At 42.1% G+C, this 25875-nt stretch carries 20 protein-coding genes; 12 read left to right on the plus strand and 8 right to left on the minus strand.

What is annotated here, in order from left to right; genetic code table 11:
- Positions 1-271: 271 nt before the first annotated feature.
- From OCV39_RS17495 to OCV39_RS17505, 3 genes are all read right to left on the minus strand, one after another.
- Positions 272-2575, minus strand: a complete 2304-nt coding sequence (locus OCV39_RS17495) for a GGDEF domain-containing phosphodiesterase (protein WP_261889544.1) — start codon at positions 2573-2575, stop codon at positions 272-274.
- Positions 2576-2844: 269 nt separating this feature from the next.
- A complete protein-coding gene (locus OCV39_RS17500) occupies positions 2845-3702 on the minus strand; it encodes a PA4780 family RIO1-like protein kinase (protein ID WP_017054434.1) in 858 nt (285 codons plus the stop codon).
- Positions 3703-3842: 140 nt separating this feature from the next.
- The gene (locus OCV39_RS17505; protein WP_261889545.1) at positions 3843-4334 is read right to left on the minus strand and encodes a peptidylprolyl isomerase; all 492 of its coding nucleotides are present in this window, start codon (positions 4332-4334) and stop codon (positions 3843-3845) included.
- A 229-nt stretch (positions 4335-4563) separates the two neighbouring features.
- Between OCV39_RS17505 and OCV39_RS17510 the strand changes: the two genes are divergently transcribed.
- The 3 genes from OCV39_RS17510 (at position 4564) to OCV39_RS17520 (ending at position 8155) form a co-directional block, all read left to right on the plus strand.
- On the plus strand, positions 4564-5154 hold the full coding sequence (locus OCV39_RS17510; protein WP_017054432.1) for a LemA family protein: 591 nt from the start codon (positions 4564-4566) through the stop codon (positions 5152-5154).
- Positions 5154-7082: a M48 family metallopeptidase gene (locus OCV39_RS17515; protein ID WP_261889546.1), complete on the plus strand. Its 1929-nt coding sequence runs from the start codon at positions 5154-5156 to the stop codon at positions 7080-7082. Before OCV39_RS17510 ends, OCV39_RS17515 begins: the two co-directional genes overlap by 1 nt.
- Positions 7083-7360: 278 nt before the next feature.
- Entirely contained in the window at positions 7361-8155 is a 795-nt protein-coding gene (locus OCV39_RS17520) for an EAL domain-containing protein (RefSeq protein WP_261889547.1), read from the plus strand.
- Positions 8156-8304: 149 nt separating this feature from the next.
- Here OCV39_RS17520 and OCV39_RS17525 read toward each other — a convergent pair whose 3' ends face one another.
- The gene (locus tag OCV39_RS17525; protein WP_261889548.1) at positions 8305-9555 is read right to left on the minus strand and encodes a DEAD/DEAH box helicase; all 1251 of its coding nucleotides are present in this window, start codon (positions 9553-9555) and stop codon (positions 8305-8307) included.
- Positions 9556-9765: 210 nt separating this feature from the next.
- On the opposite strand from OCV39_RS17525, the gene OCV39_RS17530 reads away from it, so the two are divergent.
- The 5 genes from OCV39_RS17530 to OCV39_RS17550 are packed head-to-tail and all read left to right on the plus strand — an operon-like array spanning position 9766 to position 15471.
- Positions 9766-10914: an efflux RND transporter periplasmic adaptor subunit gene (locus OCV39_RS17530; protein WP_261889549.1), complete on the plus strand. Its 1149-nt coding sequence runs from the start codon at positions 9766-9768 to the stop codon at positions 10912-10914.
- Positions 10907-12208 (plus strand): TolC family protein, encoded by a 1302-nt coding sequence (locus OCV39_RS17535; protein ID WP_390903253.1) that lies wholly within the window; start codon positions 10907-10909, stop codon positions 12206-12208. The genes OCV39_RS17530 and OCV39_RS17535 overlap by 8 nt, the downstream gene beginning before the upstream one ends.
- Entirely contained in the window at positions 12205-13449 is a 1245-nt protein-coding gene (locus tag OCV39_RS17540) for an ABC transporter permease (RefSeq protein WP_017054426.1), read from the plus strand. Before OCV39_RS17535 ends, OCV39_RS17540 begins: the two co-directional genes overlap by 4 nt.
- Positions 13449-14732, plus strand: coding sequence for an ABC transporter permease (locus OCV39_RS17545; protein WP_261889550.1), 1284 nt, complete (start codon positions 13449-13451; stop codon positions 14730-14732). The genes OCV39_RS17540 and OCV39_RS17545 overlap by 1 nt, the downstream gene beginning before the upstream one ends.
- Before the next feature lie 46 nt (positions 14733-14778).
- Positions 14779-15471, plus strand: coding sequence for an ABC transporter ATP-binding protein (locus OCV39_RS17550; RefSeq protein ID WP_050988755.1), 693 nt, complete (start codon positions 14779-14781; stop codon positions 15469-15471).
- 133 nt (positions 15472-15604) lie between these two features.
- On the opposite strand, the gene OCV39_RS17555 is transcribed toward OCV39_RS17550, so the two are convergent.
- A complete protein-coding gene (locus OCV39_RS17555) occupies positions 15605-15919 on the minus strand; it encodes a DOPA 4,5-dioxygenase family protein (protein ID WP_017054423.1) in 315 nt (104 codons plus the stop codon).
- 151 nt (positions 15920-16070) lie between these two features.
- Positions 16071-17918 carry a M3 family metallopeptidase gene (locus tag OCV39_RS17560; protein WP_261889551.1) on the minus strand — a complete coding sequence of 616 codons (1848 nt, stop codon included), beginning with the start codon at positions 17916-17918 and terminating at the stop codon, positions 16071-16073.
- A gap of 176 nt (positions 17919-18094) precedes the next feature.
- Between OCV39_RS17560 and OCV39_RS17565 the strand changes: the two genes are divergently transcribed.
- From OCV39_RS17565 to glpT, 3 genes are all read left to right on the plus strand, one after another.
- On the plus strand, positions 18095-18496 hold the full coding sequence (locus OCV39_RS17565; protein ID WP_261889552.1) for a hypothetical protein: 402 nt from the start codon (positions 18095-18097) through the stop codon (positions 18494-18496).
- Positions 18497-18810: 314 nt separating this feature from the next.
- Positions 18811-20409 carry a BCCT family transporter gene (locus OCV39_RS17570; protein WP_113800160.1) on the plus strand — a complete coding sequence of 533 codons (1599 nt, stop codon included), beginning with the start codon at positions 18811-18813 and terminating at the stop codon, positions 20407-20409.
- Positions 20410-20807: 398 nt separating this feature from the next.
- Positions 20808-22184 carry a glycerol-3-phosphate transporter gene (gene glpT, locus OCV39_RS17575; protein WP_113800162.1) on the plus strand — a complete coding sequence of 459 codons (1377 nt, stop codon included), beginning with the start codon at positions 20808-20810 and terminating at the stop codon, positions 22182-22184.
- A gap of 189 nt (positions 22185-22373) precedes the next feature.
- On the opposite strand, the gene hpf is transcribed toward glpT, so the two are convergent.
- Entirely contained in the window at positions 22374-22730 is a 357-nt protein-coding gene (gene hpf / locus OCV39_RS17580; RefSeq protein ID WP_017054418.1) for a ribosome hibernation-promoting factor, HPF/YfiA family, read from the minus strand.
- Between the two features lie 505 nt (positions 22731-23235).
- Here hpf and OCV39_RS17585 point away from each other — a divergent pair.
- Positions 23236-24207, plus strand: coding sequence for a DUF2860 domain-containing protein (locus tag OCV39_RS17585; RefSeq protein ID WP_136995207.1), 972 nt, complete (start codon positions 23236-23238; stop codon positions 24205-24207).
- A gap of 155 nt (positions 24208-24362) precedes the next feature.
- Here the strand turns inward: OCV39_RS17585 and OCV39_RS17590 are convergent, their stop codons facing one another.
- Positions 24363-25679 (minus strand): ferredoxin reductase family protein, encoded by a 1317-nt coding sequence (locus OCV39_RS17590; RefSeq protein ID WP_261889553.1) that lies wholly within the window; start codon positions 25677-25679, stop codon positions 24363-24365.
- Positions 25680-25875 lie beyond the last annotated feature (196 nt).

Raw genomic sequence — 25875 nt, forward strand, 5'->3', positions numbered from 1 at the left:
CATTTATAAATATCACGAATAATTATATTTTCACACAAGATCAAATATTCAGTTAGCAAAGGTTAAATTAACGATTGATAATATAGTGAAGAAAATTGAGGTTTGAGCGGTATCGATCTTAGAGTATACATCTAAAGAAATGTTTATATTTTGTTTAAGTGAACAGCATCGCTCACTCAACTTCACAGGAGCGATACTAAAACACCACATGATGGCAAACACGAAATATATGTCTCAATGAGTCCCTGAGAAAAATACCAAAAGGTAGTGCTTACTTATTTTTGAGAACTGGCTGGGGCTGTGAGCTCGGAGACAATATCGCAAGTTGTTCTGATATGTCATTAGCGGAAACGGGTTCGCTAAATAGGTAGCCTTGAGCGATGTTGCATTTCAGCTCATTAAGAATATTGAGTTGTTCTTCCTCTTCAATACCTTCGGCAATTACTTTATAGCCTAGTTTATGCGCCATATCGATAATTGAACCAATTAATAGATGCGTTTTGTCATCAGATAAAAGATCATCGATAAAGTACTTATCAATTTTTAAGTAGTCGACATTGAGATGTTTTAGCGATGCGAAAGAAGAGTATCCAGTCCCAAAATCATCAATAGCAATAAGTACACCGATCTCTTTTAATTTCTTAAAGGCTGAAATATTTTGTTGTTGAGTTTGGTCGATCGTTTCAGTGACTTCTAATTTTAAGTTTTGCGGTGCTATCCCTGTCTCTTCAAGCACTCGTTTAATCAATGGAATGAAGTCATCATCAAGGAAATGACTTGGCGAAACATTGACGGCTACGATTAAGTGAGGGTTTCCCGCTTTTATCCAAGAGACGGTTTGAGTGCATGCTTTTTTTAATACGCTTTCAGTCAATGGTTTAATCATGCCGATTCGTTCCGCAATTGAAATAAATTCAAAAGGTGAAACTTGCCCAAGGTGAGGGTGATGCCAGCGTGACAGAGCTTCAACACCAATGAGTTTACCAGTTAGGAAATCAAATTGAGGCTGATACACCAAAGATAGCTCATTGTTATTGATAGCGTCTCTCAAAAGCTGTTCTACTTGAAAGCGATACTCCGCTTTGAGCAATAGATCTTCATTGTAGAAAATATAGTGGTTTTTGCCGTAATCTTTAGCTGAATATAGTGCAATATCAGAGGCTTTTAATAGTGTTTTCAGATCGGAACCGTCATCGGGATAAGTCGAAATTCCGATACTGCAAGTTTGAATACATTTGCGGCCCGCAAGAGATGAGGGCATAGATATAAGCTTTAAACACTCTTTTGCAATAGATTCTGCATTTGAATTATCACCTTGCTCCTTGATGATAAGGCAGAATTCATCCCCACCTAGACGAGCATGACAGCATACATTCTCTTTTAACGCAGTGAGTCGAGTTGCTATTTGTTTGAGGTGCTGATCGCCCACATCATGCCCTAAGCTGTCGTTAATATTTTTGAAGCTATCAAGATCGATATACAAAAGGCTGAAACGTAGATCATGTTCTTTTGATTCAATGATAAGTTTTTCGAGTGCTTGATAAAAATGGGCACGGCTAGATAACCCGGTAAGTTCATCGACAAAAGCTAATGATTGGATGCGTTTTTGATTCTGATCTCGCTCCATGACAATCCCCGTCAGCATGGCAGCAGAAATAAGATCTTTAGACTCTTCATCGTTAGGTACTGCAGGGTGATCATAGTACATGCCAAATGCACCTAGGACTTCACCAGAGGAGCTTTTTACTGGTTCAGACCAACAGCACCGCATTCCATGAGGTAGGGCGACATGCTTAATTGCAGCCCACTTGGGATCCGTTTCAATATTAGCAACTATGACTCTTTTCCCTGTGTATGTAGAGGTCCCGCAAGAGCCAATATTAGGCCCAATTTTTAAGCCATGAACCGCATCACAATACTCTTTCGGCAAGCTAGGTGCTCCGCCGTGAAGTAGTGTATCGCCTTCAAGTTCTAGCATTGAACATCGTAGCCCTGCATGCCTGCTTTCATACAGCAGCCCAATCGCGTTATAGATTTTTTTAGCTGGCTCACCTTTGGCAATCATCTCCAGAATTTGGTTATGACTTTGAGTGAAGGTTTCAGCATGTCGCTGTTTGGAAATATCTAAATGGTAACCAATAATATTGGTAGGTGAACGGTCAGAGTTTCGAATTAATTTAATGGCGCAAGAATGCAGTAGGACATAGTAATTATCTTTGTGAATCATCCGAATTTCAGTTTCATAAGAGAGTGATTGACCTGAAATATAGGCAAATAATTTTTCTAAAGTGGGTTCTTTGTCATCGGGGTGAATTAATTGAATCCATGTATCAAGAGTATTACTCAGCTCATGATCATCGTATCCCAGCATTTTTTTCCAACGGGGGGAGTAATAAATTTCATTTGTTTCTAGGTTCCAGTCCCATAAGCCTTCACTGGCATTAATCAGTGAACGAGTAAATCTATCTTGGCTGACAATTAGCTCAGTTTTCAATTGTTCATTTGTTTTCTGAATGGACTCAAGTTTACTTTGAAGCTGATTAATTTGTTCTAATAATGGGAGACTGGATGTCATATTGACTCTCTTCATTTATTGCGTAGATAGGGAAAATAACGACGACTAACCCTTTAATTATTATTTTATCATTGTAGCGCTCTTTCGCGCTTTATAAAGGTTCGAGTGTGAATTATAAGCACTTCATAATGTAAATTGGAACTTAGATTACAGTTGGTGTGAAGATGAAGGTATTAAAGAAAGGTATGATGTTTTTCAAATGAAATGCGAGTAGAAAAATTGAGAGAGTTTGCTGTCATAACGGGTTATAACAGCAAATAAGTCATTATTTAAGTAGTAGATTCCGCGTCACTGATTCGTTCACGGCGTTCTTGCTCTTCATAATAGGCGGCTTCTATTTCATCTAAAATACCATCAACATCAGCGCTAGTGGTATCTTCTTCGAAAAGACCTGTAAGTTCGGTATCAGGAGTAAGAAGCCCTTTTTCGTATAACGCCCACATCTCTTTTGCATATTGCGTCGCCGCGAGTTGAGGAGCAAATTGAGCATAATAGCTCGTCATGTTATTCACATCTCGTGCTAGCATTACTTCTGCATTATTATTAGCCGATGCATCTACTGCTTGAGGTAAGTCAATAATCACAGGGCCGTACTCATCAACGAGGACGTTAAACTCGGATAAATCACCATGTACAATTCCGGCACACAGCATACGAGTCACGTAGACCATCATTTGAGCGTGATCTTCAAGAGCTTGTTCTTCAGACATCATGACATCATTAAGGCGTGGAGCAACGTCACCATCTTCGTCTGTAATGAGATCCATCAATAGAACACCATCAAAACAGCCGAAAGGACGAGGGACTCTAACTCCAGCTTCTGCGCATTTATATAACGCATCAACTTCAGCGGTTTGCCAAGCTTTCTCTTGCTGAGCGCGGCCATATTTCGAGCCTTTTTCCATCGCTCTACCACGACGGCTATTACGGCTTTTTCGACCTTCTTGATATTGTGCGGCTTTTTTGAAACTGCGCTGACTTGCTTCCTTATACACTTTGGCGCAGCGAATTTCTTCACCACAAAGTACTGTGAATACGGAGGCTTCTTTACCACTCATTAATTGACCGATAACATCGTCAACAAGACCGTCGTCAATTAGTGGTTGTATACGTTTTGGAATTTTCATCGCGCCGTTATACCTTACTTAGACTGTTAACGATATATTTTTAATGAGTGATAACTTAATTAGCGGTATGTTTGTACCGTACCATTAGGTTTAAGCCACTTCATTAATGATGTTCTGTTAAAAAGTGAGCAAGAGTAACACTATGAAATGGTCACTTTTTCTATGATGATAGGCTCGCAAGGCACATCATCATGCCCGTGTTTAGACGTTGTTTTTACTTGTGCGATTTTATTGACCACATCCATTCCCGCCATGACGTCACCAAACACGGCGTAGCCCCAGCCTGCATTCGTTGTGGCAGTATGATCAAGAAAATCATTATTGTCTAAGTTGATAAAAAACTGTCCCGTAGCGGAATGCGGGGCATCGGTACGAGCCATTGCTAGAGTACCTATCATATTTTTACGGCCACGATTCGCTTCGTTTACAATGCAGGCACGAGTCTCTTTCTCATCCATTTCGTGAGTAAAACCACCAGCTTGAATCATGAATCCTTTAATCACTCGGTGAAAAATAGTGCCAGTATAGAAGCCATCTTGGCAGTATTTTAAGAAGTTTTTTGAGCTTATAGGGGCTTTTTCTAAATCAAGGCTAATTTCTATATCGCCGACATTGGTGGTGAAAATAATCATGGTTATTGCTGCATCAGAATGAAATTTAGTCGCGGAGTATACGCAATTACAACCCTGTATCATAGATTGATTTTGATTGAGGTCGCGAGACGAACCGGAGCATGACTTTTTCCGTTTATCATTATTTGGCTAACATTGAGACTTGATCCTGATTTTATAGATTGCGGATGCATATCACCTAAATAGCTGTTATAAAACTGATTCATTTAAATAAAATATGGATAGTAGTATGACTGCATTGATTGTATTCGTTGTTATTTTAGTGTTTTTGGCGATTTACGCGGTTTCGGTTTACAACAAACTGGTAACGCTGAGAAATCGTTTTAAGAATGGCTTTTCTCAAATAGAAGTTCAGTTAAAGAGACGATATGACTTAATTCCAAACCTTGTTGAAACCGCAAAAGGTTATATGGAGCATGAGAAAGAGACGTTTGAACGAGTGATTCAAGCGCGAAATCAAGCCATGTCAGGTCTTAAAGCAGCAAGTGAAAATCCAGACAGTGAAAGTGCGATCAAACAGTTAAATCAAGCAGAAGGTCAACTTCAAGGTGCGCTAGGAAAACTGAATATTGTCGTTGAAGCTTATCCTGAGCTCAAAGCAAATGACACAATGGCAAACCTGCAAGAAGAGTTGACGAGTACCGAAAACAAAGTCGCTTTTGCTCGCCAAGCATTTAATGATTCAGTGACCACTTACAACACTTACAAACAGACATTCCCACCTCTATTTTTTGCCAATATGTTTAACTTTCAAGATGGTAAATTGTTGGAATTTGCAGAAAGTGAAGCCATGCAAGCAGCTCCTAAGGTTAGTTTCTAATGGATTTCTTCCAACATCAGGAAGAAGCAAGAAAAAAAACGGGGCTACTTCTTTTTTTACTCGTTTGTGCCGTATTGGTGATAAGTGCCATTCTCAGTGTAGTTATTGTTACGGCACATGTTCAGGTTTCTGGTGACAGTGTCACCAAACCTGAAATGATTCGTTATGGATTAATGTCTCTTGGAGGCGTGACGTTTGCAGTGCTAGGTGCGATGAGCTTTCGCTTGATCGAGCTTTCTAATAGCGGAGGTCAAGGACTGGCCGAAAAAATGGGCGGACGTTTACTCTCATCAAACACGGAAAACCCTCAACATCGGCAACTATTGAATGTCGTCGAAGAGATGGCTATCGCATCCGGAATGCCAGTGCCTCCGGTATATTTACTTGAACATGAAAAAGGGATCAATGCCTTTGCTGCGGGGTTAAGTGTCGATGATGCTGTTATCGGTATTACGCAAGGCGCACTAGACAGCTTTAATAGAGAAGAGACACAAGGCGTTATTGCTCATGAGTTTAGTCATATTCTTAACGGCGATATGCGATTGAACATGCGTTTAATGGGGCTATTATATGGCATCACGTGTCTTGGGCATGTTGGCAGTTTTGTGTTAGATACTTCACGATACCGCAGTTACAGTCGATCCAGTTCATCGAATTCAAAAGACAGTGGCGGTGCGCTTATTTTGATTGGTATTGCTTTTATGCTTGTCGGTTGGGCGGGGACATTATTTGGCTCAATGATAAAGGCGGCGATATCTCGTCAACGTGAGTTTTTGGCTGATGCAAGTGCAATTCAATTTACTCGCAACGATCAAGGTATTGCGGGGGCGCTTAAGAAAATTGGTGGTCATTCTGAGCAATCCTTATTAGCGTCAAGTGATGCACAAGAAGCGAGTCATATGATGTTTGGTCAGAGTCAGCTTAAAGGGTTTAATAACTTATTTGCGACTCACCCACCATTAGAGAATCGTATTCAGCGAATTGAACCACAGTGGGATGGCAATTTTACCTCACCACAAAAAAGAACCAATAGGAAAAGTGAGAGCCGCGGACAAGCAAAGTCTTCTTCTCAATCCAACCGTGGCAGAGTGCTAAATAGTGAGATGTTAGATTCTGTTGTGGTTGGCGGTTCTGTTGCGTTAGGTGGTTCTGTTTTGGCCAATGGTTTGGTTGCCGAAGATATCGGTGACATTGGCCAGAAAGTGATTGCACAATTCCCTGATGAATTATTGGGATTTGCAAGGGAGCCATTTAGCGCGCGTTTCATACCATTGCTTCTGATCTATGATCGTAGTGATGAACAACGGGATATTATTGCTCGTCATATTCCTATGGGGTTATGGGGTAAAATATCACCATGGTTAGATTATCAAGTCCCCTCGCATTTGCGGTTATCGCTTTTAGAATTATCAATTCCAGCGCTTAAATCGATGAGTCCTCCTCAAATTGAAAAGCTGCTTGATGTATTAAAGGCTCTTGCGGATACCGACAATGAGTATTCGATTGATGAGTGGTGCGTGGTTAACTTGGTGGAGAAGTTACTTTTACCTGTTCAAGGCCATGTTAAACAAAATAAAACGCTGACTCAGATAGAAGAAAGTACTCGGTGGGTATTGAATGAATTGGTTTGGGTTTGTCACAGCAGTGAAGCCGAAGCGAATCATGCTTTTACTCTGGCTTGTGAGCATATTCAGATGTCCAAACCTGAATTAAAAGCCAAGAGCGCGAATTGGGATCTGACCAAAGTGGCACTGCAACTTTTAGTTCAGCTTAAACCATTGCACAAGCAGGCATTCTTAGAGGCTTGTCGTCTTGCTATCGAGTCTGATGGGGTGATTAATGTCGATGAGGCTGAGTTATATCGAGTGATTGCGTGTTTCTTAGAAGTGCCTGTATCTCCTCTTACCGTGACAGAGAGTGAAACATAGATTCAAATTGAAACGAAAAAGACATCTAGGCAGGCCCTAACAAGCCTGCCATTTTTTTAGTTTTTTATGTGATGAGTATGCAGGGGGAAGCATCTAGCTTTGCGATCGCTCAATGTTGGTTTGTCTATAGTTTGAGCGTTGTCGGGCTGAATTTTAATCAAAATAAAGTATGGGATATTGAATGAGTGAGCTGCTTACAACTTCTTACGAATCTAGACCTATGACATTGACAATTGTGTTAGGCTTTTTGTATCTGCTTTTATTGAGGATGAGTGTCCATGGGGTTTGAGTACGACTATATAAAGATACGCGATAAAGTTGAGAAGCTCATTAGGCTCGACGAAGCTGGCTTTGCATACACTGTGCATCATGGCATGTCTTTCAATAGTTTTTATCAACCTATTTATGACAGAGATATGGAAGTCTATGGTGTTGAGGCTTTAGTTCGAATTTCTGACTCTCAAGGGAACCCAGTTAGCCCTTACGACTATTTTAAATCCATAGAAGGAGATGATGAAGAGTCAATTTTTTCCACATTGATGTGCTCTGCGATTCATGTCATCAACTTTTCACGCTCTATCTATAGAAATAAATGTATATTTATTAATGTAGCCCCTCCAATTTTTGAACTTGTCGCAAACGATCAAACCGCGATTGATAGTTTATTAAAGAAATTAGCGCTATTGCAGTTAAGATCTGATCAAATCATTTATGAGATTATGGAATTTGAAGGGCGCGATAAGAATCTTGCGATAAGCGGCATTCGAGCTCTGGCAAAGAGCAATATCAGAGTCGCGGTGGATGATTACGGAACGGATCACTCGACCATTTCTCGGGTTAAAATCATCCAACCTGATTTTTTAAAACTGGATAAAAGTATTGTGGACGTTCCTTTTCCTGATGGGGAACAAGTGATGAAAAATGCGGTGGATTTGGGGCGTGATGTGCAATCACTGGTGATCGCTGAAGGTATTGAAACTCAAGACATACTAGATAATTGCTTGCAATGTAATGTCGACCTGTTTCAAGGTTTCTTCCTATCTCGACCTCATAAGACTCCACTTGCTATGTAATGGATTCAACGACTAACTTAGCGTCATTTGATTAGCGTAGGGGGTTAATTAAAGTAAATACCTCATCACAAAATACCGAATTAAAGTCGACGCTGAGTTAGCGGCCTTCATCGTAGTGAATCAGGCCATTGCATATTTTTAGCGACTGGTTAGCGATCCGTTTTACTTTTAAATTGTTTGATGCTGCGCTTCTTTGCACTTCTTCGATTAGCTTGCTTATCTCTTGGTGCGCGCTTCCTTTCCCCTGAATTGCTGGTGGTCGGTTTATCTGTGACCGGGAACCCGTTAAGTTCCGATAACGATAACTCACGCTTCGTCAGAGATCGGATTGCATTTAATGCCTCGCTTTCCCCATGACACACTAATGAGATGGCTAAACCGCTTTGGCCTGCTCTGGCTGTTCTTCCTACTCGATGCACGTATATAGGCGCACTAAGCGGTAGGTCGAAATTGATCACTACAGGCAGTGCTTCTACGTGAATGCCACGAGCTAGGACATCGGTTGCAATTAGCACTTGGATTTTAGTAGATTTGAAATCGTCTAATGTTTGTTCTCTCACTGCTTGATCTTTATTGCCATGCAGAGCCGCGACAGATATGCCTGCTTTGGCCAGTTTTTTTGTGAGATTATCGGCATTGTCACGCGCACTGATGAAGACTAACACTTGCTTCCAAGCGCTTTGCTTGATTAACGAAAGTAAAGCTTGAGTCTTGCTTCCTTTATTAACCAAGTAGAGTTGTTCATTAATCTCTTCTACAACGCTGTTTGCTGTGTGAGCTTCAAGTTGTAGTGGCTCATCTAATATCTCCATTGCAAGAGATCGTAAATTGTCAGGCAATGTGGCTGAAAATAGAGATGTTTGACGAGAGACTGGCATTAAGCCAAGCAGTGTTTGGATATCAGGCCAGAACCCCATATCGAGCAGCCGATCCGCTTCATCTAATACCAGTTGAGTCAGTGAATTGAGATCAACATGCTTCTGTTTAACAAGATCCAATAAGCGACCTGGCGTTGCGACGATGAGGTGAGGATTTCGATCCATTTGTGCGATCTGCTCCTCTTGAGGCATCCCTCCGCATAGCGTGACTAAGCGAACACTAACCGCTTGAGCGCTCTTTTGCAGCGAATCACTCACTTGTACAGCAAGCTCTCTTGTCGGGACAATCACTAATCCCTTAACCCCAAGCTCAGATTCATCTTTTGAATGGCAAATCAGTTGTTGCAGTAACGACAACCCGAATGCCAGGGTTTTTCCACTGCCCGTTTGCGCTAATGCAAGCACGTCTTTTTTCGTCAAAGTGGCCGTAATGGCTAACTCTTGGATGCGTGTGGGAGTATTGATCGATGAAGGCAAGGAAGCGATAAGTGCCGGGTTCAATGCGAGTTCAGAAAAAGTCATAGACTTATGCCATTCAAAAGGAAAGTGCGCAGAGTCTAAACAGGCTATCGGGATAAGTAAATGACGTTTCTCTCTAGGAGTACAAAACAGTACAAATCCATACATACAGCGAGATATGAAGGGAGTAATATTGCTTGAATTTCATCAATATCGACCCGAATTCTGATGTTTGTTCAGCATTATTGCCAACATCATTTACTTACATAGAATATGGAATACACCATGAAAAAACGTTGGGCCTTCATCGCATTATTTACAGTATCGCTTGCCGGAGTTGGCTATTACTTTACCGCACCATCTACGACATCGAGTGATGTTCTTCCTACTATCTCAGCCACATTAGGCACCATCAAAAAACAAGCGGTTGCGGTTGGAAAAATTGTCCCTGCTCATTCTATTTCTATTAAGTCTCAAATTGATGGCATTGTTGGAGAGGTTTATCACCAAGTGGGGGATGAAGTTACCGTAGGCACCCCTCTTATCAAGGTGCGACCGAACCCAACGCCTACTGCGCTAACACAAGCTAATACCGAGCTCATGCGAAGTGAAGCTGAACTAGAATCGTCACAACAGAAGCTTGAAAATTTAAATCAGTTGGTTGCGCAAAATATCATCCCGAAAAACTATGGCGAATACATCCAAGCAAAGTCGAACGTGAAATCCAGTTTGGCTGATGTTCAGCAGAAAAAGCAGAACTTTGATTTGATTAGAAGCGGAGAATCATCGGTTGGTAACTCAAAGTTAACTTCGACCATTACAGCGCCAATAAACGGCACGATTTTGAACTTAAAAGTCGAAATTGGAGAGCCAATTATTTCGACGGAATCGAGCCAAGAGGCAACCGAAATGATGTCTATCGCAGATATGCAGGATATGATTTTTAAGGGAAGTGTGAGTGAGCATGATGCGGCGCAACTAAAAGTCGGGACATCAGTCAGCGTTACGCTTGCACCTTACCCTGAAATTGTTATGCAAGGTATTTTAAGCAAAGTAGCGGTGCAGTCTGAAACGTTAAACGGCACAGTATCAAACGGATCTCAAAGTTTTGATAATGGCTTCCAAGTTGAAGTTGGCAATATTCAATTTCCACCAGAGATAACCATTCGATCAGGTTTTTCGGCTACGGCTCAGATCACACTAAAACACGCGACAGAAGTGGTTACAATCCCAGAACGCGCCTTGAATTTTGATGGAGAGCAACCTGAAGTATGGATCCCTGATGAGTCAGAAATCGGGTATGCCCCTCGAAAAGTGACGCTCGGTCTCTCTGATGGAATCAGTGTAGAAGTGCTTTCAGGACTAGGGAGTGGAGAGTCGATCATTGATATCAGTATGATGATGGGAGATCCAAATGCGTAAATTTAACATCAAGGCTCAAGGTCGTTGCACTGTATTCACTGGTCTGATGGTCACCGCTTTTAGTTTATCGGCTCATGCGGTTTCCATTGAACAGGCATGGCAAGCCGCAAAATATTACGACCCTACTTACCAGCAATCACAATTAGATGAGCAAATAAGCGAAGTTGAAATACGATCAAGCAAAAGTGCGCTATTGCCGAGTGCTGAGATCACTGCGAGTAGTCATTGGACGGATTTAACCGGAAACAATGGAGGCCGTGCTAACTCTAATCGTTATGGTATCAGCTTAAATCAAACCCTATGGGATAGCAGTAAATGGTCGGAACTGGATCAATCGCAAGCGTCGTATATTTCGGCTCAACTGAAACGTAAGCAGAGCCACAATGATCTCGCCGCTCGACTGATAAATGCGTATTTAGGGTTAGCTCAGGCTCAAGGTGATCTTCGGTTGTCGCAACAGAAGTTCTCAGAGGGAGAGAAAATGTTGAATATTACACAACAGCGTTATAACGCGGGTAAGATTCAATCCACTGAACTTGAAGATATGCGTGCTAATCATGTTGATGAACAGGCGGAAATACTCACAAATCAATCAAATGTGGTTGATAAAAAAGCGGTACTGATCTCTTTGATTAATCTCCCATCGGATGTGGTGGACGAAATTAATACAACAGATTTGAAACAGCCTCAACTTATCGTGAAAGGTGAGAACAACTGGCTAAAATTAGCGAGTAACAGCAGTCCGGAATTATTGGCTGCGAAGCAAAATGTTCGAGTGGTAGAGCTGGAGAGTGAAAAAGCAAAAGCAGGGTATTACCCAACGGTAACCGGAAGTGTCGACTACGGTGATGGCAGTAAGCGCGACGGTGAATTCAGTGCCAGCTTAAATTTGAGCGTACCGTTGGACTTGAATGGCGCGACGAGTTCAAATGTTGATCGTGCAAAATTGCGAGTTTTACGCGCAAAAGAGGAAGCGAGATCGGTAGAAATCGGTATCAAAAGTACAATTTCAAATCGTTATTCACAGCTATCGATTGATTGGCAACGTGTTGAAATTGCGCAGCAGCAAGTTGAATCTCGTGAGCGAGTGCTAAAGAGTAAACAGTTCGTTTATGCTGCGGGAATGGCGGAAGCATCGGATGTTATTGATGCACACAATCGCTTGTTCTCAAGCAAGAATGCACTGCAATCATTACTGTATCAATACTGGCGTCATCGTATTTCATTGCTTCAATCTGTGGGCAAATTGGATGATAAAACCATCATTTTGATTTCGCAGGCGCTAGAGTCATGATTGCGCTTTTGTCTCAGACCTTTCAAACCTTATTCGCGCATCGATTACGCAGTTTTCTCGCAATCCTCGCCATCATGTGGGGCGTTATTTCTGTACTCGTTTTGGTGGGTTTAGGTGAGGGATTCTATCAAACGAATACGAAATCTTTTGCACTATTGATGAGCGATACGCAATTGATTTTCCCCGAGCAGACGACAAAGCCTTGGCAGGGGTTAGCTGCAAGGCGAGATATATCTCCCACAGAAACAGAGATGCGACAATTACTCAACCCTTCGATGAATAATGCGACATCGAAGCAGTCACCAATACGAAATATTTCAGTGGTTTATGGTAAATGGGACGCAAGCGTCACGGATATACAAGGGCGGACATTACCTGGCAACGTCAGTGGGATTGATGACCAATTTTTAAAATTGCGAAACCTCAAATTAATCAAAAAATCACGCGCCATCAGTCGCAGCGATTTATCTAATCACAACCGGGCTGCCGTGATAGGTTGGCAACTCGCTGAAATAGGCAATTTGAGAATTGGGGGAATGTTGAAAGTTAACGGTATTCCTTTTGTCGTCGTCGGAATAACCGAAAAGAATGAAAATGGAATTTCGCTCAATGATGAAGAGAGCCAAGTTATGATCCCAAGTACGACATTTAATGACTTGTGGAATAGTAAACCCATCATGCTGCTCGTTTCGCCCTCTGAAACCGTTTCGAGTGTGATTTTGCGTAAGAGTTTGCAGTCGTTTTTTGCTAAACAGCAGCACTTTGATCCTAGTGATAAAAATGCGATGTATATGCCTGATTTGGGGAGAGAGGCCAAATTCTTCAAAACGCTACTCCGCGGTATTCAACTGTTTTTAGGTGCGAGTGGTGCAATGACGTTAGCGGTTGGAGCATTAGGGGTTGCGAACATAATGTTCTTATCGGTGACAGAGAGAACACGTGAAATTGGAGTGCGTTTAGCGATAGGGGCAACACCTAATAATATCCTTGTGCAGTTCGTTATTGAAGGTGGAATTCTTGTGGCTTGCGGGACGATCATTGGTATCGCCTTCTCATATGCGTTTATTGCGCTATTAAATTATATCGGCATGCCTGAATGGCTTGGCTCTCCCATGATAACTCTCGATGCGGTTTGGATGTCTTTAGGAGTGATCACCGTTCTTGCTTTGGTTGCCGCCTATTTTCCCGCTCGTCGTGCTTCAAATCTTGTTCCTGTTAATGCTTTGAATGCGAGGGCTTGATGATGCTTCCGATAAGACAAATATTCCAAGAGATGGCAGCAGAAAAGTTACGCTTAAGTCTGACCATTTTAGCCGTCGCATGGGCAACGCTCTGTATTGCGACTATGTTGTCGGCCGGTGAGGGGTTACGCCAAGGATTGATTCGAAGTTCAGAGAGCGGCAGTGGCAAGTTAATATACTTAACCGGTGGTTATGCGACTAAGGATTACGGAAACTTCCATGTCGGAAAACAGCTCAAACTGCACTTTGATGATCTGGACGTCATTCAATCTTTACCCAGTGTTAAAAGTGTTCAACCGTCCGCTGAATGGAATGCCCGTGTGACATTTGAAGATCACCGATCATGGCAAAACCCTTTGGGAGTAATGCCTGAGTATCAACGTTTAACCGGCTTGAAGATTACCGCTGGTGGACGTTGGTTCAATCCAATGGATATGAAAGAGCAGCGGAAGGTGATTGTCATGGGAGAAAGTGCTGCGATCTCCCTGTTTAATCAGTCAGATGATTTTGACTGGATTAATACACCTAAGTTAGAAGTGAATCCCGTCGGAAAAAAGGTCAAAGTGGGTAGTGATGAGTTTACGGTTATTGGGTTGATTAAAAACAGTAGCGCGAGTGTTGAACAAGGCGTACCACTCAATGAATCCATATTTGTTCCATTCTCAACTTGGCAGCGCTTTCATCCAAATAGTGGCATCTCAGCATTTAATATCGAGCCTTCCGAACGGGTGAGCCGTAAGCAAGTGGCCACCACGCTCAAACAGGTGATTGCGAGAAAGTATGGGGGCAGCATTGAGGACGAACAGTTGATTCAAATTAACGATATGTTACTGAGACAAAAAACCATGCGTCGCTTTTTAATCGGCTTACAAAGCTTTTTAGGCATTATTGGACTGGTGACGCTAGGGGTGGCTGGAATTGGCATCGCGAATGTTATGTATGCAACGGTTAAGCGTGCGACGAGAGACATTGGACTCAGAATGGCGGTAGGAGCAAGCCCGTCAATTATTAGAGCTCACTACCTAGTTCAAGCACTTCTTACCATGTTATTGGGGGGCGTGTTGGGTTTAATGGCCACTTTTGGTTTGGTCCGAATCATTCAAATTCTACCTTTGTCTGGCAATGGGTTATATGACGAACTTGGTCAGCCAACCCCCGAACTCTCTTTACCCATTATTGGTTTGGTTATTCTTGGATTGGGCATTGTAGGCGTTGCCGCGGCATGGTTTCCTGCCAATCGAGCGGCAAGTATTACACCTTTAGAGGCATTACAAAGTGAATAAAGATTGGAATCGTAGTGACACGATAGCGGTAGATAAACCGTTAGTGATGCTTACAGGGATCAGTAAGCATTATAAGAGTGGTGATGAAGAAGTTCGCGCATTAGACGGTGTCTCTCTGTCGATAAATAAAGGGGAATTTCTGTCGATATTAGGGCCATCAGGCTCGGGAAAATCAACACTAATGAATATGCTTGGTTGTTTAGACAAACCAACCGCTGGGGAGTACTTGTTGAATGAGGAAGATGTATCCGCGTTAACTGGGAACCAACTCGCGAAAATTCGAAATCAGAACATTGGGTTTGTTTTCCAAAGCTTTAACTTGCTGGAATACGCAAGTGCATTAGAAAATGTCGCATTACCTTTAGTGTATAGAGGAGTGAAAGCGTCAGAAAGAAGAGCGAAAGCCGCCTCATTACTAAATAAAGTGGGTTTGGGCGACAGAATGCATCATAAGCCTAATCAGCTTTCTGGGGGGCAAAAACAACGTGTCGCCATTGCTCGTGCATTAGTGAACGATCCGCAAATAATTCTCGCAGATGAACCGACAGGCGCGTTAGATTCTAAGTCTGGGGCGGAAATTGAAGCGTTATTCAATGAGTTGAATCAAGAGGGCAGGACGCTGATTATAGTGACACACGATAATGCGCTGGCTCAAAGAACTCATCGAATTGTCACCATTAAGGATGGACAAGTGGTCGCGGATGACAACGTTGCTTATACCAATCGTAGCTTTTTATGACAATCTACTTACTGTGATTGGTATTAATGCGCCATCATGGCGGTCTTAAAATAATAAAAGCCGAATTTTTTGATTCGGCATTTATTTAGAGTTCTCGATTCTAAGGATTTAGAAGGTTAGATTCACGCGCACCTTAAAGGCCTGCTTCATCAATTCCGAGTTCTCGGCCTAACCAGACTGCATGTTCAGTATGATCAATCAGATCATCACCTCCAACTGGGTGAATCAGAACATCCATGCCATTACGATTTTCATCTAGCCATTCAATGAAGTTTTGGCTGTTGTCTTTGAAGTGAATTTCAAACATTGGCATCAGGTGCGGGCCCACTAAGCGCTCAACGAGAGGAAATTGAGTGATGATGTCACTTCTCTGTTGTTCTATTTTCTTCTTTAATTCTGTTGCTTTGGATTTTTGTAGCAAACCAAAATAAACGTGTGCGTGATACATTTGTCACTCCGAATAGGGCTTATGCGCCTAATATAAGCGAGGCGGTTACAGGGAGCAAACCTAGAATTTAGAACAAGTTGTTCTGTTTTGTGGATGTTGCGGGAAAAGAAGAAGGCTACCCTAAGTAAATAGGGTAGCCGTAGAGGTGGAATTATCGACCGTAGGTAGAGATGATGTACTGCTCAAAATCGTCACACATACTGCAATCTGACGTTGAGTTGTTTGCTAATTGTGTTTCACCATCCACGATATTGATCGCTGCGTTAAGTGAGGACACTTCTGCTCGGGTTCGGGTCGACAGTGCCGCAATTTTGGCCTTCTCAACTTCCCACGCTTGCTCTGAAGTTAGGTTACATTCATCGGCAAGGTATTTAGCATTAAATCCTTCACCTGTCAGCGCCAAAATCGTACCGTTGTGATTCACACTGTTGCCTTTATGCCAGTAATGCTCGGCAAGCAGAGGTCCAATTTCAGGGTTATCAGTCAAGTAACCAAATTTTTCTGTGAAGTAAGCGCGCGTTTGGTATACCGCCATATGAGCAAGCAAGTAACCTTGGTAAGCACAAGCCGATTCATCTGACAATAAGTGTGGAATGGCCATTAGAGGGCGAGGGCTACACTCTAAACCTAAGATTTTCTTTTCAGTATCGCGAGCAAGTTTAGTAATGGTTTCAGCGTTTAGCTCATCATCGCTTAGTTGATACAACGCACGTTCAAAGTAAGGTACAACAAGGATGCTACGCTCTGAGAACGCTTGGAATGGCTGCTTGCTGTCGATCATTGCTCGGATCAACGTATCTGGAACCGCCTGACCTTCTGCATTAACTGCGTACTGTTTTAACCAATCGGCGTCATTGAGAAGGCTGTCGCAGAACATCGATTGTGTTTCAGCGTAAGCCATTGATGTTGGAGCGAATTCTTGTGAGAAACAAGGAGCGTTCATTTTTACGTTGGCGAAGTGAGCCGCATGGCCGCCTTCATGGAATAAAGTATTAATACCATCATAGCCACTGCCAACTTGATCCGGTTTAGCGTTACTGGTGAAGTTGACTTTAGCGGCCACCCATTCACCTTGGTTGTAGAATGATGGAACCGGACCGTGACAGAATCCATTTGGGTATTTACCCTTACGATCAAGAAGGTCGAGCGTCAACTCAGCGCCTGAGTAATCAATATTCAGACGACCAAACGACTCTACCCAGCGACGTAGTGATTGAGAAAAAGGGACGTATGGATCTAAATCGCGCATCACGTCACCAGCAAAAGAGAATACAAAGTTATGGCCTTTTAATGCATCTTGGCCTTTGTCCTTCGCCAAATTGTCGAGGCTCTTTTGATGGCAATCTTTAGTGCGTGCTTCAAAGTCATCTAAAATGCTGAACAACTCATCTGTTGTCATCTGCTCCGTTTTGACAATCGAGTAATCAAAGAAAGTCTTGTACCCTAGAGATTGAGCGAATTTATTACGAAGCTTGATAAGCTCTAAGAAGCCATTTTTTAAAAGCCATTGTTCAAGATCGAGAAAGGCTTGATGCGAAGATTGACGAACGTTTTCAATAGCGCTGGTACGAATGTTAGATCCTAGAACCGGTAAAGAGCCTTCCGCTTGCTGTCCGTTTTCATCCGTGTAAGTCATGATGTGGTTTTGTTTCTTTTCAAACAGGTCCGCTTCAAACTGAATAAGTTCTGATTTCAGTTTTTGAGTATCTTCAGATTCAATCGCATGAGCCTGAAATGTTGCCAACCAACCGTTGAGTCCGATGAGAGTCTGCTGTTTTTCTTCAGAATCAGGCAGTGCACTGAGGCTATCGATCTGCGCTTTTATTGCAGAAATTTGTTCAGCGGCGCTTAAGAATTCTGTCCACTTAGTTTGAGCTTGAGTCGAACCATCGTGGTCGTCGCTCACGCCCATATAGGTTTCCCAAAAGAAATCTTCTTTGGTTCTGTGAACAGATAAGTAGCGGTCATTTAATGAGTTTAGATAGGCGGTTGCAGTCATTTTAATCCCTAGAAATGTGAAAGCCTGTTTGGTCGTGAGTATTACACAAACCATAATGTAATAGCGTGATTCTATACGAAAAAGTGATGGATTTTGATCAAATAAACAGTAAAGCTAGAGACGCGATATCGGTGGTATCATTAGTTGGTTTTTTATTGAGAGAATGAGTGATTTTTATGAAGGTGTTAAAAGCGGTTTTGATTGTAATTCTTTTTGCTGCCGTGAGTTATGTAGGGTGGTTATTTCTTCCGCCTCAAGCCAGTTTAGAGAAACAGACATTAGATCTAGATCTTAATGCGTCTTTTAAACTGGTTGGTTTTCGATATAACTCTGGGGATCCTAGCCTCCCATTGACGTATCACTACTTTATTACTCTAGAGGGTGAGGATGTAAAAGATCATACTCCTTTCCTTATTACGACTGATCCCTTTGTAAAACTGAAGGGTAGTGCGGAAAATACATTGGCACTGGTGGTAAATGGGAAAATCGATGCTTACACCAATGATGTTTGGGTGAAGCAAGATGATGGAATTTTATATCATTGGTACGTCAGCCTAGATGCTAAGTACGTGCGTTAATGGCATTTTCGGTAGGGTTCTAGATCGTATAACGCAAAGGAAGGTATGACAGGTTTATACAAAACCCTTTGATTTATAAATATATTTCATCTGTGCTCGTAAAGCATAAACAGTGGCTTCAATAAGGTTCTCAATCAAATAAATCAGCAATGCTAAGCATGTTGCTAACATTATGATAAACATCAAATTTAGCTGTTTTAATATGTATTCTATCGATTGATTGTGATTATTATGTGAGCAATCTATCATTTTGGTCTGGTAAAAATGCATCAGACTGGTAATATGACGCCCCTCACACACTACGTGAGCGTTTTATGCTAACCGATGCATGCCAGATTGGCAAAGATTTACCCGTAACAGAAACAACCTCAAAGCGCCGTATTGGCGTCCAACTTGTTCCAATTCTCACTATTGGATTCATCAGCCTATTTTTATTGGCTGCGATCATTGATCTCCCTCGCTTTACCGTATTAATCCAGAGTTTATTCTCAAAAGCTGCCGGGCAATTTGGCTACTTTTGGCAATGGCTTATGGTGGCAAACTTTGCAGTGGCACTGTTTATTGCTGCGACTCGCTACGGTAAAACTCGTATGGGAACCAAAAACAGACCGACAATAGGCACATTTCGCTGGCTAGCGATGATCATGTGTACGCTATTGGCGGGTGGCGGTGTTTTTTGGTCTGCAGCTGAACCGATTTATCATTTCATTACGCCTTCAGCAAGTTACCCAGATATTGCGGGCTCTAGTGCGAGCGCGATTGTGCCTGCTCTGAGTCAAAGCTTTTTGCATTGGGGATTCTTAGCTTGGTCTGTACTTGGAACACTAGCTACGATCGTACTTATGTATGCTCATCATAATCATGGAATCAAGTTGCGTCCACGCGCTCTGTTATTTCCTATTGTGGGTGATCGCTTAGAGAACCACTGGTTTGGTGCGGTTATTGATGCGTGCTCAATCATTGCGGTTGCAGCCGGAACGATTGGTCCGATTGGCTTCTTAGCTTCCCAGATGGGCTATAGCTTAGAAGTGTTAACTGGGCTAAAAAATGACATGAGTTCACAGCTAATGATCCTCGCTGTTGTCGTGGCTGTTTGCGCGGCCTCTGCGGCATCAGGAATGGATAAAGGTTTACAGTGGTTGAGCCGTCTTAATGTTATTGGGGCGTTCGCACTACTGTTGGCTATTTTGATTTTAGGCCCAACCCAATTTATTTTCGAACAGTTTGGTCTCGCGTTTGCGACCTACTTGAAAGATATGCCGACCATGAGCGTGACGGATAGCAATCCTGGCTGGAACCTTTGGTGGACTTGGTTCTTCTGGGGATGGTTTATCGGTTTTGCTCCAATGATGGCAATTTTTATCGCGCGTATTTCTGAAGGTCGTAGCATCCGTGAATTAGTACTTGCGGTCGCTGTTGGGGCTCCGATTGTGACCAATTTTTGGTTCTCAGTTCTTGGTGGTACGGGTATTTTCCTTGAATTGCAAACTCCTGGGGTAATATCTGGACCATTGGCTGACGCCGGTCTGCCTGCGGTACTGCTGGCATCTCTACAGCAGCTGCCATTTAGTGAAATTCTACTTCCTGCGTTCTTGGTTTTGACCACAACGTTTGTCGTGACGACAGGTGACTCTATGGCTTACTCCATTGCCATGGTGGTTTCTGGTGATAATGAACCAGATCGCAAACAGCGTTTGTTCTGGGCTGTCATCATGGGCTGTGTTGCGGCTGTATTATTGATGGCTGGTGAAGGGGGATTAAATGCACTTCAATCGTTTATCGTGATCACTGCGGTGCCTGTGTCACTCATTATAGCGATTACCCTTATTACAGGGCCAATAGCCGCAATTAAGATGTCTAAAGCACAAGATGCTCGTCTTTCCGCTGAGAGTGAACTTGCAGCTCAAGCTTAATTCAGCCAAGAGATCGCTGACATAACGTACTCAGTTTTAGATCTGACATCGAACAAAATGCCGCAAATGAACGTAAGTTTGTTTGCGGCTTTTTTATGCCCGGATTTTTGTGTTGGATAGATTATCCAACAATCAATGAGTATATAAGACGGTAATTTCGTATGAGCATTTCCTTTATTATTGTTCACTTGATTCGTAATCGGACATTTTTGTGAGAACGAATAATTCGAACGAAGTTAACAACAATTACAACTAATCATTTGTTTTTATGTGTGAAATTAAAATTGTAAACATTTGTCACAGTTCTGATTGCATATCGTGTCCACAATGCCGCAAGCTTCGAACGCGTGATTGTTAATTCGTTCGAAAGTAAACTCAATATAATAATGAGGTCTACTATGTTTGGCATATTTAAACCCAAAGCACACATGGAGCGGTTAGCCGGAAATCAGATCGACGGCGCTTACACGCGCTTAAGATGGCAATTGTTTCTTGGTATTTTTGTTGGCTATGCGGGCTATTATCTTGTCCGTAAAAATTTCAGTTTGGCGATGCCATATCTGATCGAAGAGGGCTACAGCCGAGGTGATTTAGGGGTAGCTTTAGCGGCTGTTTCGATTGCTTATGGTTTATCAAAATTCTTAATGGGCAGTGTTTCGGATCGCTCGAATCCGAGGTATTTCCTCAGTGCTGGCCTATTAATGTCAGCCATCGTGATGTTCTGTTTCGGCTTTATGCCGTGGGCAACAGGCAGCATTACCGCAATGTTTATTCTTCTGTTTCTTAATGGTTGGTTCCAAGGGATGGGGTGGCCCGCCTGTGGACGAACCATGGTTCACTGGTGGTCTCGAAAAGAGCGCGGTGAAGTGGTGTCGGTGTGGAATGTCGCCCATAACGTTGGTGGTGGCTTAATTGGGCCAATGTTCCTTTTGGGTCTATGGGCTTTTAATGATGATTGGCGAACCGCATTTTATGTCCCTGCTTTCTTCGCAACATTAGTGGCTATTTTTGTCTGGTTTACCGTGAGAGATACGCCTCAATCGTGTGGTCTTCCTCCGATTGAAGAGTATAAAGATGACTACCCAGATGATTACAATGAGTCTCATGAGAAAGAGATGACGGCGAAAGAGATTTTCTTTAAGTACGTATTCTCTAACAAGTTATTGTGGTCAATCGCGATCGCCAATGCGTTCGTGTATCTGATTCGTTATGGTGTATTGGATTGGGCTCCCGTTTATTTAAAAGAAGCGAAAGAGTTTACGGTTGATAAATCGTCATGGGCTTATTTCTTGTATGAGTGGGCGGGCATTCCTGGAACACTGTTATGTGGTTGGATTTCAGATAAATTATTCAAAGGCAGAAGAGCACCGGCAGGGATCTTATTTATGGTTCTTGTTACGGTAGCGGTACTTGTTTACTGGTTTAACCCAGCAGGTAACCCTGGTGTCGATATGGCTGCCTTAATTGCTATCGGGTTCCTTATTTACGGTCCTGTAATGCTGATTGGTCTGTATGCTTTGGAGCTTGCACCGAAGAAAGCGGCAGGAACCGCTGCTGGTTTGACTGGGCTGTTTGGTTATCTAGGTGGAGCCGTTGCTGCTAATGCGGTACTTGGCTATACGGTTGATCACTTTGGCTGGGATGGCGGCTTCATGATTTTAATCGGTTCTTGTATAGCCTCAATCATCTGTTTGATTTATGCATTTGTTGGTGAGAGAAATCATCATAAAAACAAATTACAAGAGGAAAAGCAGAAAGAGGAAGCCATCGCATAACCGATGGTCGGTAACTGAAAGATAGAACCAGTAAGTAGAGAGGCAACTAATGATTTTAGTTGCCTCTCTTTTTCTATGCAGTGAAATGGTTCACGGGAAACGCGACTGTATTGATGGTTATCATTCAAACGAACCAAAACTAAAAAAGCCAGCACGACTCGTGCTGGCTTCATTTGAATCAATATTTAATTAAACTAGTTTCATCTCTTGAATGATGTCTGATGCAATTTCAGGCTTAGTACTTGTTGGTTTTTCATGAAGATCAGACTTAAGCTGACCTTTTCTGTTTTTAAGCCCTGTTTCTAGTTTTTTAAGCACAGCTGCAATCGCTGGATACATTACTTTATCAGTTGCTTTTGCAGAAACTCGAACGCCTTCGTAGTTAGTAAAAGTCTCAACATTATGTTCGCCGTGTTCCTTTGTAATGATGATGTCGCAACTGATTAAATCTGGGAAGTGAGAAGATATCTTTTCGAATTTGTGTTCAATTTCTTTCCGTGAATCATCGTTGATTGATACGTGATGAGTTTGGATGTTTACTTTCATAGATAATACCTTTTCATACGAGCATTTCGTCTTTTAAACGTAGCAAACTTGTCATCGAATCGCAAAGCGATGCTGTTAAGATGTGTGACTCGACCCCGTGTTTTGAAAATCTTGTCATTTAAATATTGAACTAAACCAAATATTTCAAATTTATACTCTCTTTGAAGGTTTTGGTAATTATTCTTAAATATCAATAATTTGTTTATTTTTTGAACGCGCATGGTGTGACATTTATATAGGCTATTCAATGAGAGTGTCGTGGCAGGGATGCTCATCATTCATAAGTGTATGTTCGGTAACTAGTTATGGGATAGGACAGTATTTGATGAAGTAGTGTGGTCTAAAATGGGTATTAAGTTCCATACATTTGTTTTGTTTGTGCATGCATTCACCTTATTGACACATTACTACTTTATTTATCTCTGTGAATGATAGGTTCGACTTTTTTTTCACTGTTAAACATTTAATTTGTCCCCGCCCACTTCATATCACTATAGAGATCATTATGAAAAAAAATCTAGTCTGCCTGTCAGTTCTTGCTGGCCTTATGTCATTTCCTACGCTTGCTGAACTATCTGAAGAAAGCGGCTTCGGCGGTAAAATTGCTCTATTAACAGGGGTCATGTCGAGTGAAAGTAACTTTAACATGGATACGAAAACGAAGAACGGCACCCTAGACTCAGCAGGTAGTTCTGAATCTGAGTTTCTAACGGCACCGCTGGGTGAGTTAACGTATACTTTTGGTTCGAATAATGATCAACAGATCTTTTTTGGTACATCTGAAAGCGATGTTGCCGTAGGTGATTTTGCATTAGAGCTTGGTTATGCGAAAGAATTTGAAAGTGGCATGGTTGTGAGTGCTTCTTACCTTCCGTCAATCATTGGTGGCGAAACGTGGGAAGATCCGTATCTAACAGGTACAGAACGTAAAGCAACGGACATTACAGGTAATGCTTACCGTCTTCAACTTGATGGCATTATGGGAAGCGACTTCTCTGCTGACTTAGGTTACTACACCAGTGAAGTTGATAATGACTTGCTTGCGGCTCAAGACAAAGATTTAGCACGTGACGGTAACGGTATCTATACATCATTCTCTTACGACCATTTCTTGTCAGAAACATCAATGCTATCTCCTGCCATTATCTACAAATCTTTTTCAGCAGATGGTAAAGCGATGTCAAATACAGGCTACGGTCTAGAGTTGTCATATCAGCGCGTTATGGGTAACCATGCTTTATCTGTTTCTGCGGAATACATGAACACAAGCTACGATGCTGCTAACTCTAAACTGGGTAATGTTAAGCGTAAAGATAACTCTTACGGTATTTTTGCCGCTTATGAGTACAAAGACGTAATGGGTTGGGAAAATTGGAATGCCGTTTCTTTGCTAGGATATGATGTTCAATCATCAAACATCGCATTCTATGATGAGAAAGAGTACCTAGTTTCTGTTGGTGTTAGCTACGAATTCTAACGCCCTAATGGCAGTTGTTGCGTAACTCACTACTCCATTGAAATAAAAGCCAGTTGAATGATTCCGCTGGCTTTTTTATTGAGTTAAACAACACAATAAAGTACATGTAGCTTATTGTGCTTAATACATACTAAAGGGTGTTCTAGGACAAAAGCTTAACGCATGTTGAAAAGCTCCGTATGGAAATGTTCGGGTGGAACTCCCGCAATAATAAGATCGTTCTTGAGTAGGTTTCCAAATAGTGTTGGACCACAGAAACAGGTCTCAAACTGGTTGCCATTCATCTTTTCTACAATTTGGTTACTATCCAGAAGCTCACCAGCTTCGGCAATGACCATGTGTAACTTGACAAAATCTAGGCGCTGAAGAAGAGATAAGATCTCATTCTGGAAGAACGCTTCTTTCTCTGAATTCACGCAGTAGAACAGATGGACTTCTTCGAGTTTTAGCTGCTGTTTATTACTTTTTCTCTTTAGCCAATAAAGACGAGATATAAAGGGTACGATACCAATCCCCGCTCCAATCCAAACTTGTCTCTCAACTTTAGGGATCTGGAATGCACCGTAACCACCTTCAACCGTCACCTTTTGTCCAATTTCAAGGTTATTAACCAGCTTATGAGTGTAGTCGCCGAGATCTTTTACTCCGAACTCAATTTTTTGCTTTTCAGCGTCGAAATTCAAGATGGAGAATGGGTGAGGGGCTTCACCATCATAGAAATTCAGATACGCGAACTGTCCTTCTTCGTAACTCATGTCTGATGTCAATTTAATCGAAAACCGGATTGCCATATTCTGACCAGATTTGACAGAGAAGGCTTCAACGTTAGCCACTTGTCCTTCAGATTGATTCTTCTTACCAATTTTACCTGTCAGTGAAAGCCATGAGCATCCGATACCAACGATAGATATGATGGCAATAGCAATGTTCATTGGGGCTGTACCGATATTCCAATCAAGTAGGAGTAGCGTATGGAAAACACCAGCAATCATCAATAGACCACCGATTTTATGGGTGTGCTTGAATGTCTTATAGCTGATGGCTTGATACAGGCTAATGATGCTGAATATTAGGAATACTTTGAAAGATATATCACCAACTTGCTCTGCTATTGCGTGCCAATTGATACTTTCAAGCTCTGGTCGTGCCCCATGATTTGGTCTCTCGAAAACCCCAGCATCAACTAACCATGGTCCACTTTTGATTACTAACCAGTGAAAGATAAGAGCAACTGTTGCCCCTATTCCTACGTTTTTGTGTAGCTTGTACCCTTTGTCTAGACCTTTGACGATCTTCTCTACCCAACGAAAGCGAACTGCAAGCAAAACCGCTAGTCCCATATAACCTAGACCAAGCAAGCCAGTGTACATCGTCAATTGATGACGCCAGGTAAAAAAGTTGTCTAAGCTTTCCCAGTTAACCAACATACTTGGTAACCAAAGTAAAGTGAGGATAGCGGTAAATCTAAACATAAGGGGCAGTCTTTAATAACAAGTGAATGATTGAAGAACATAATATGAATATATCCTGCCCTATAAAGCTTATTTGCATAGGCTTACTTAACTTTACCCACCTTTACAATTTCGAGTGGGGGAGGCAAGAAATCAACATCAGAGTCATAAGGAAAAGGGCAGATAAGTTCGTTGTGAAGAAAGTAATGAAAAAAGC

Origin of the sequence: Vibrio cortegadensis, assembly GCF_024347395.1 — a bacterium.
Lineage (GTDB): Bacteria > Pseudomonadota > Gammaproteobacteria > Enterobacterales > Vibrionaceae > Vibrio > Vibrio cortegadensis.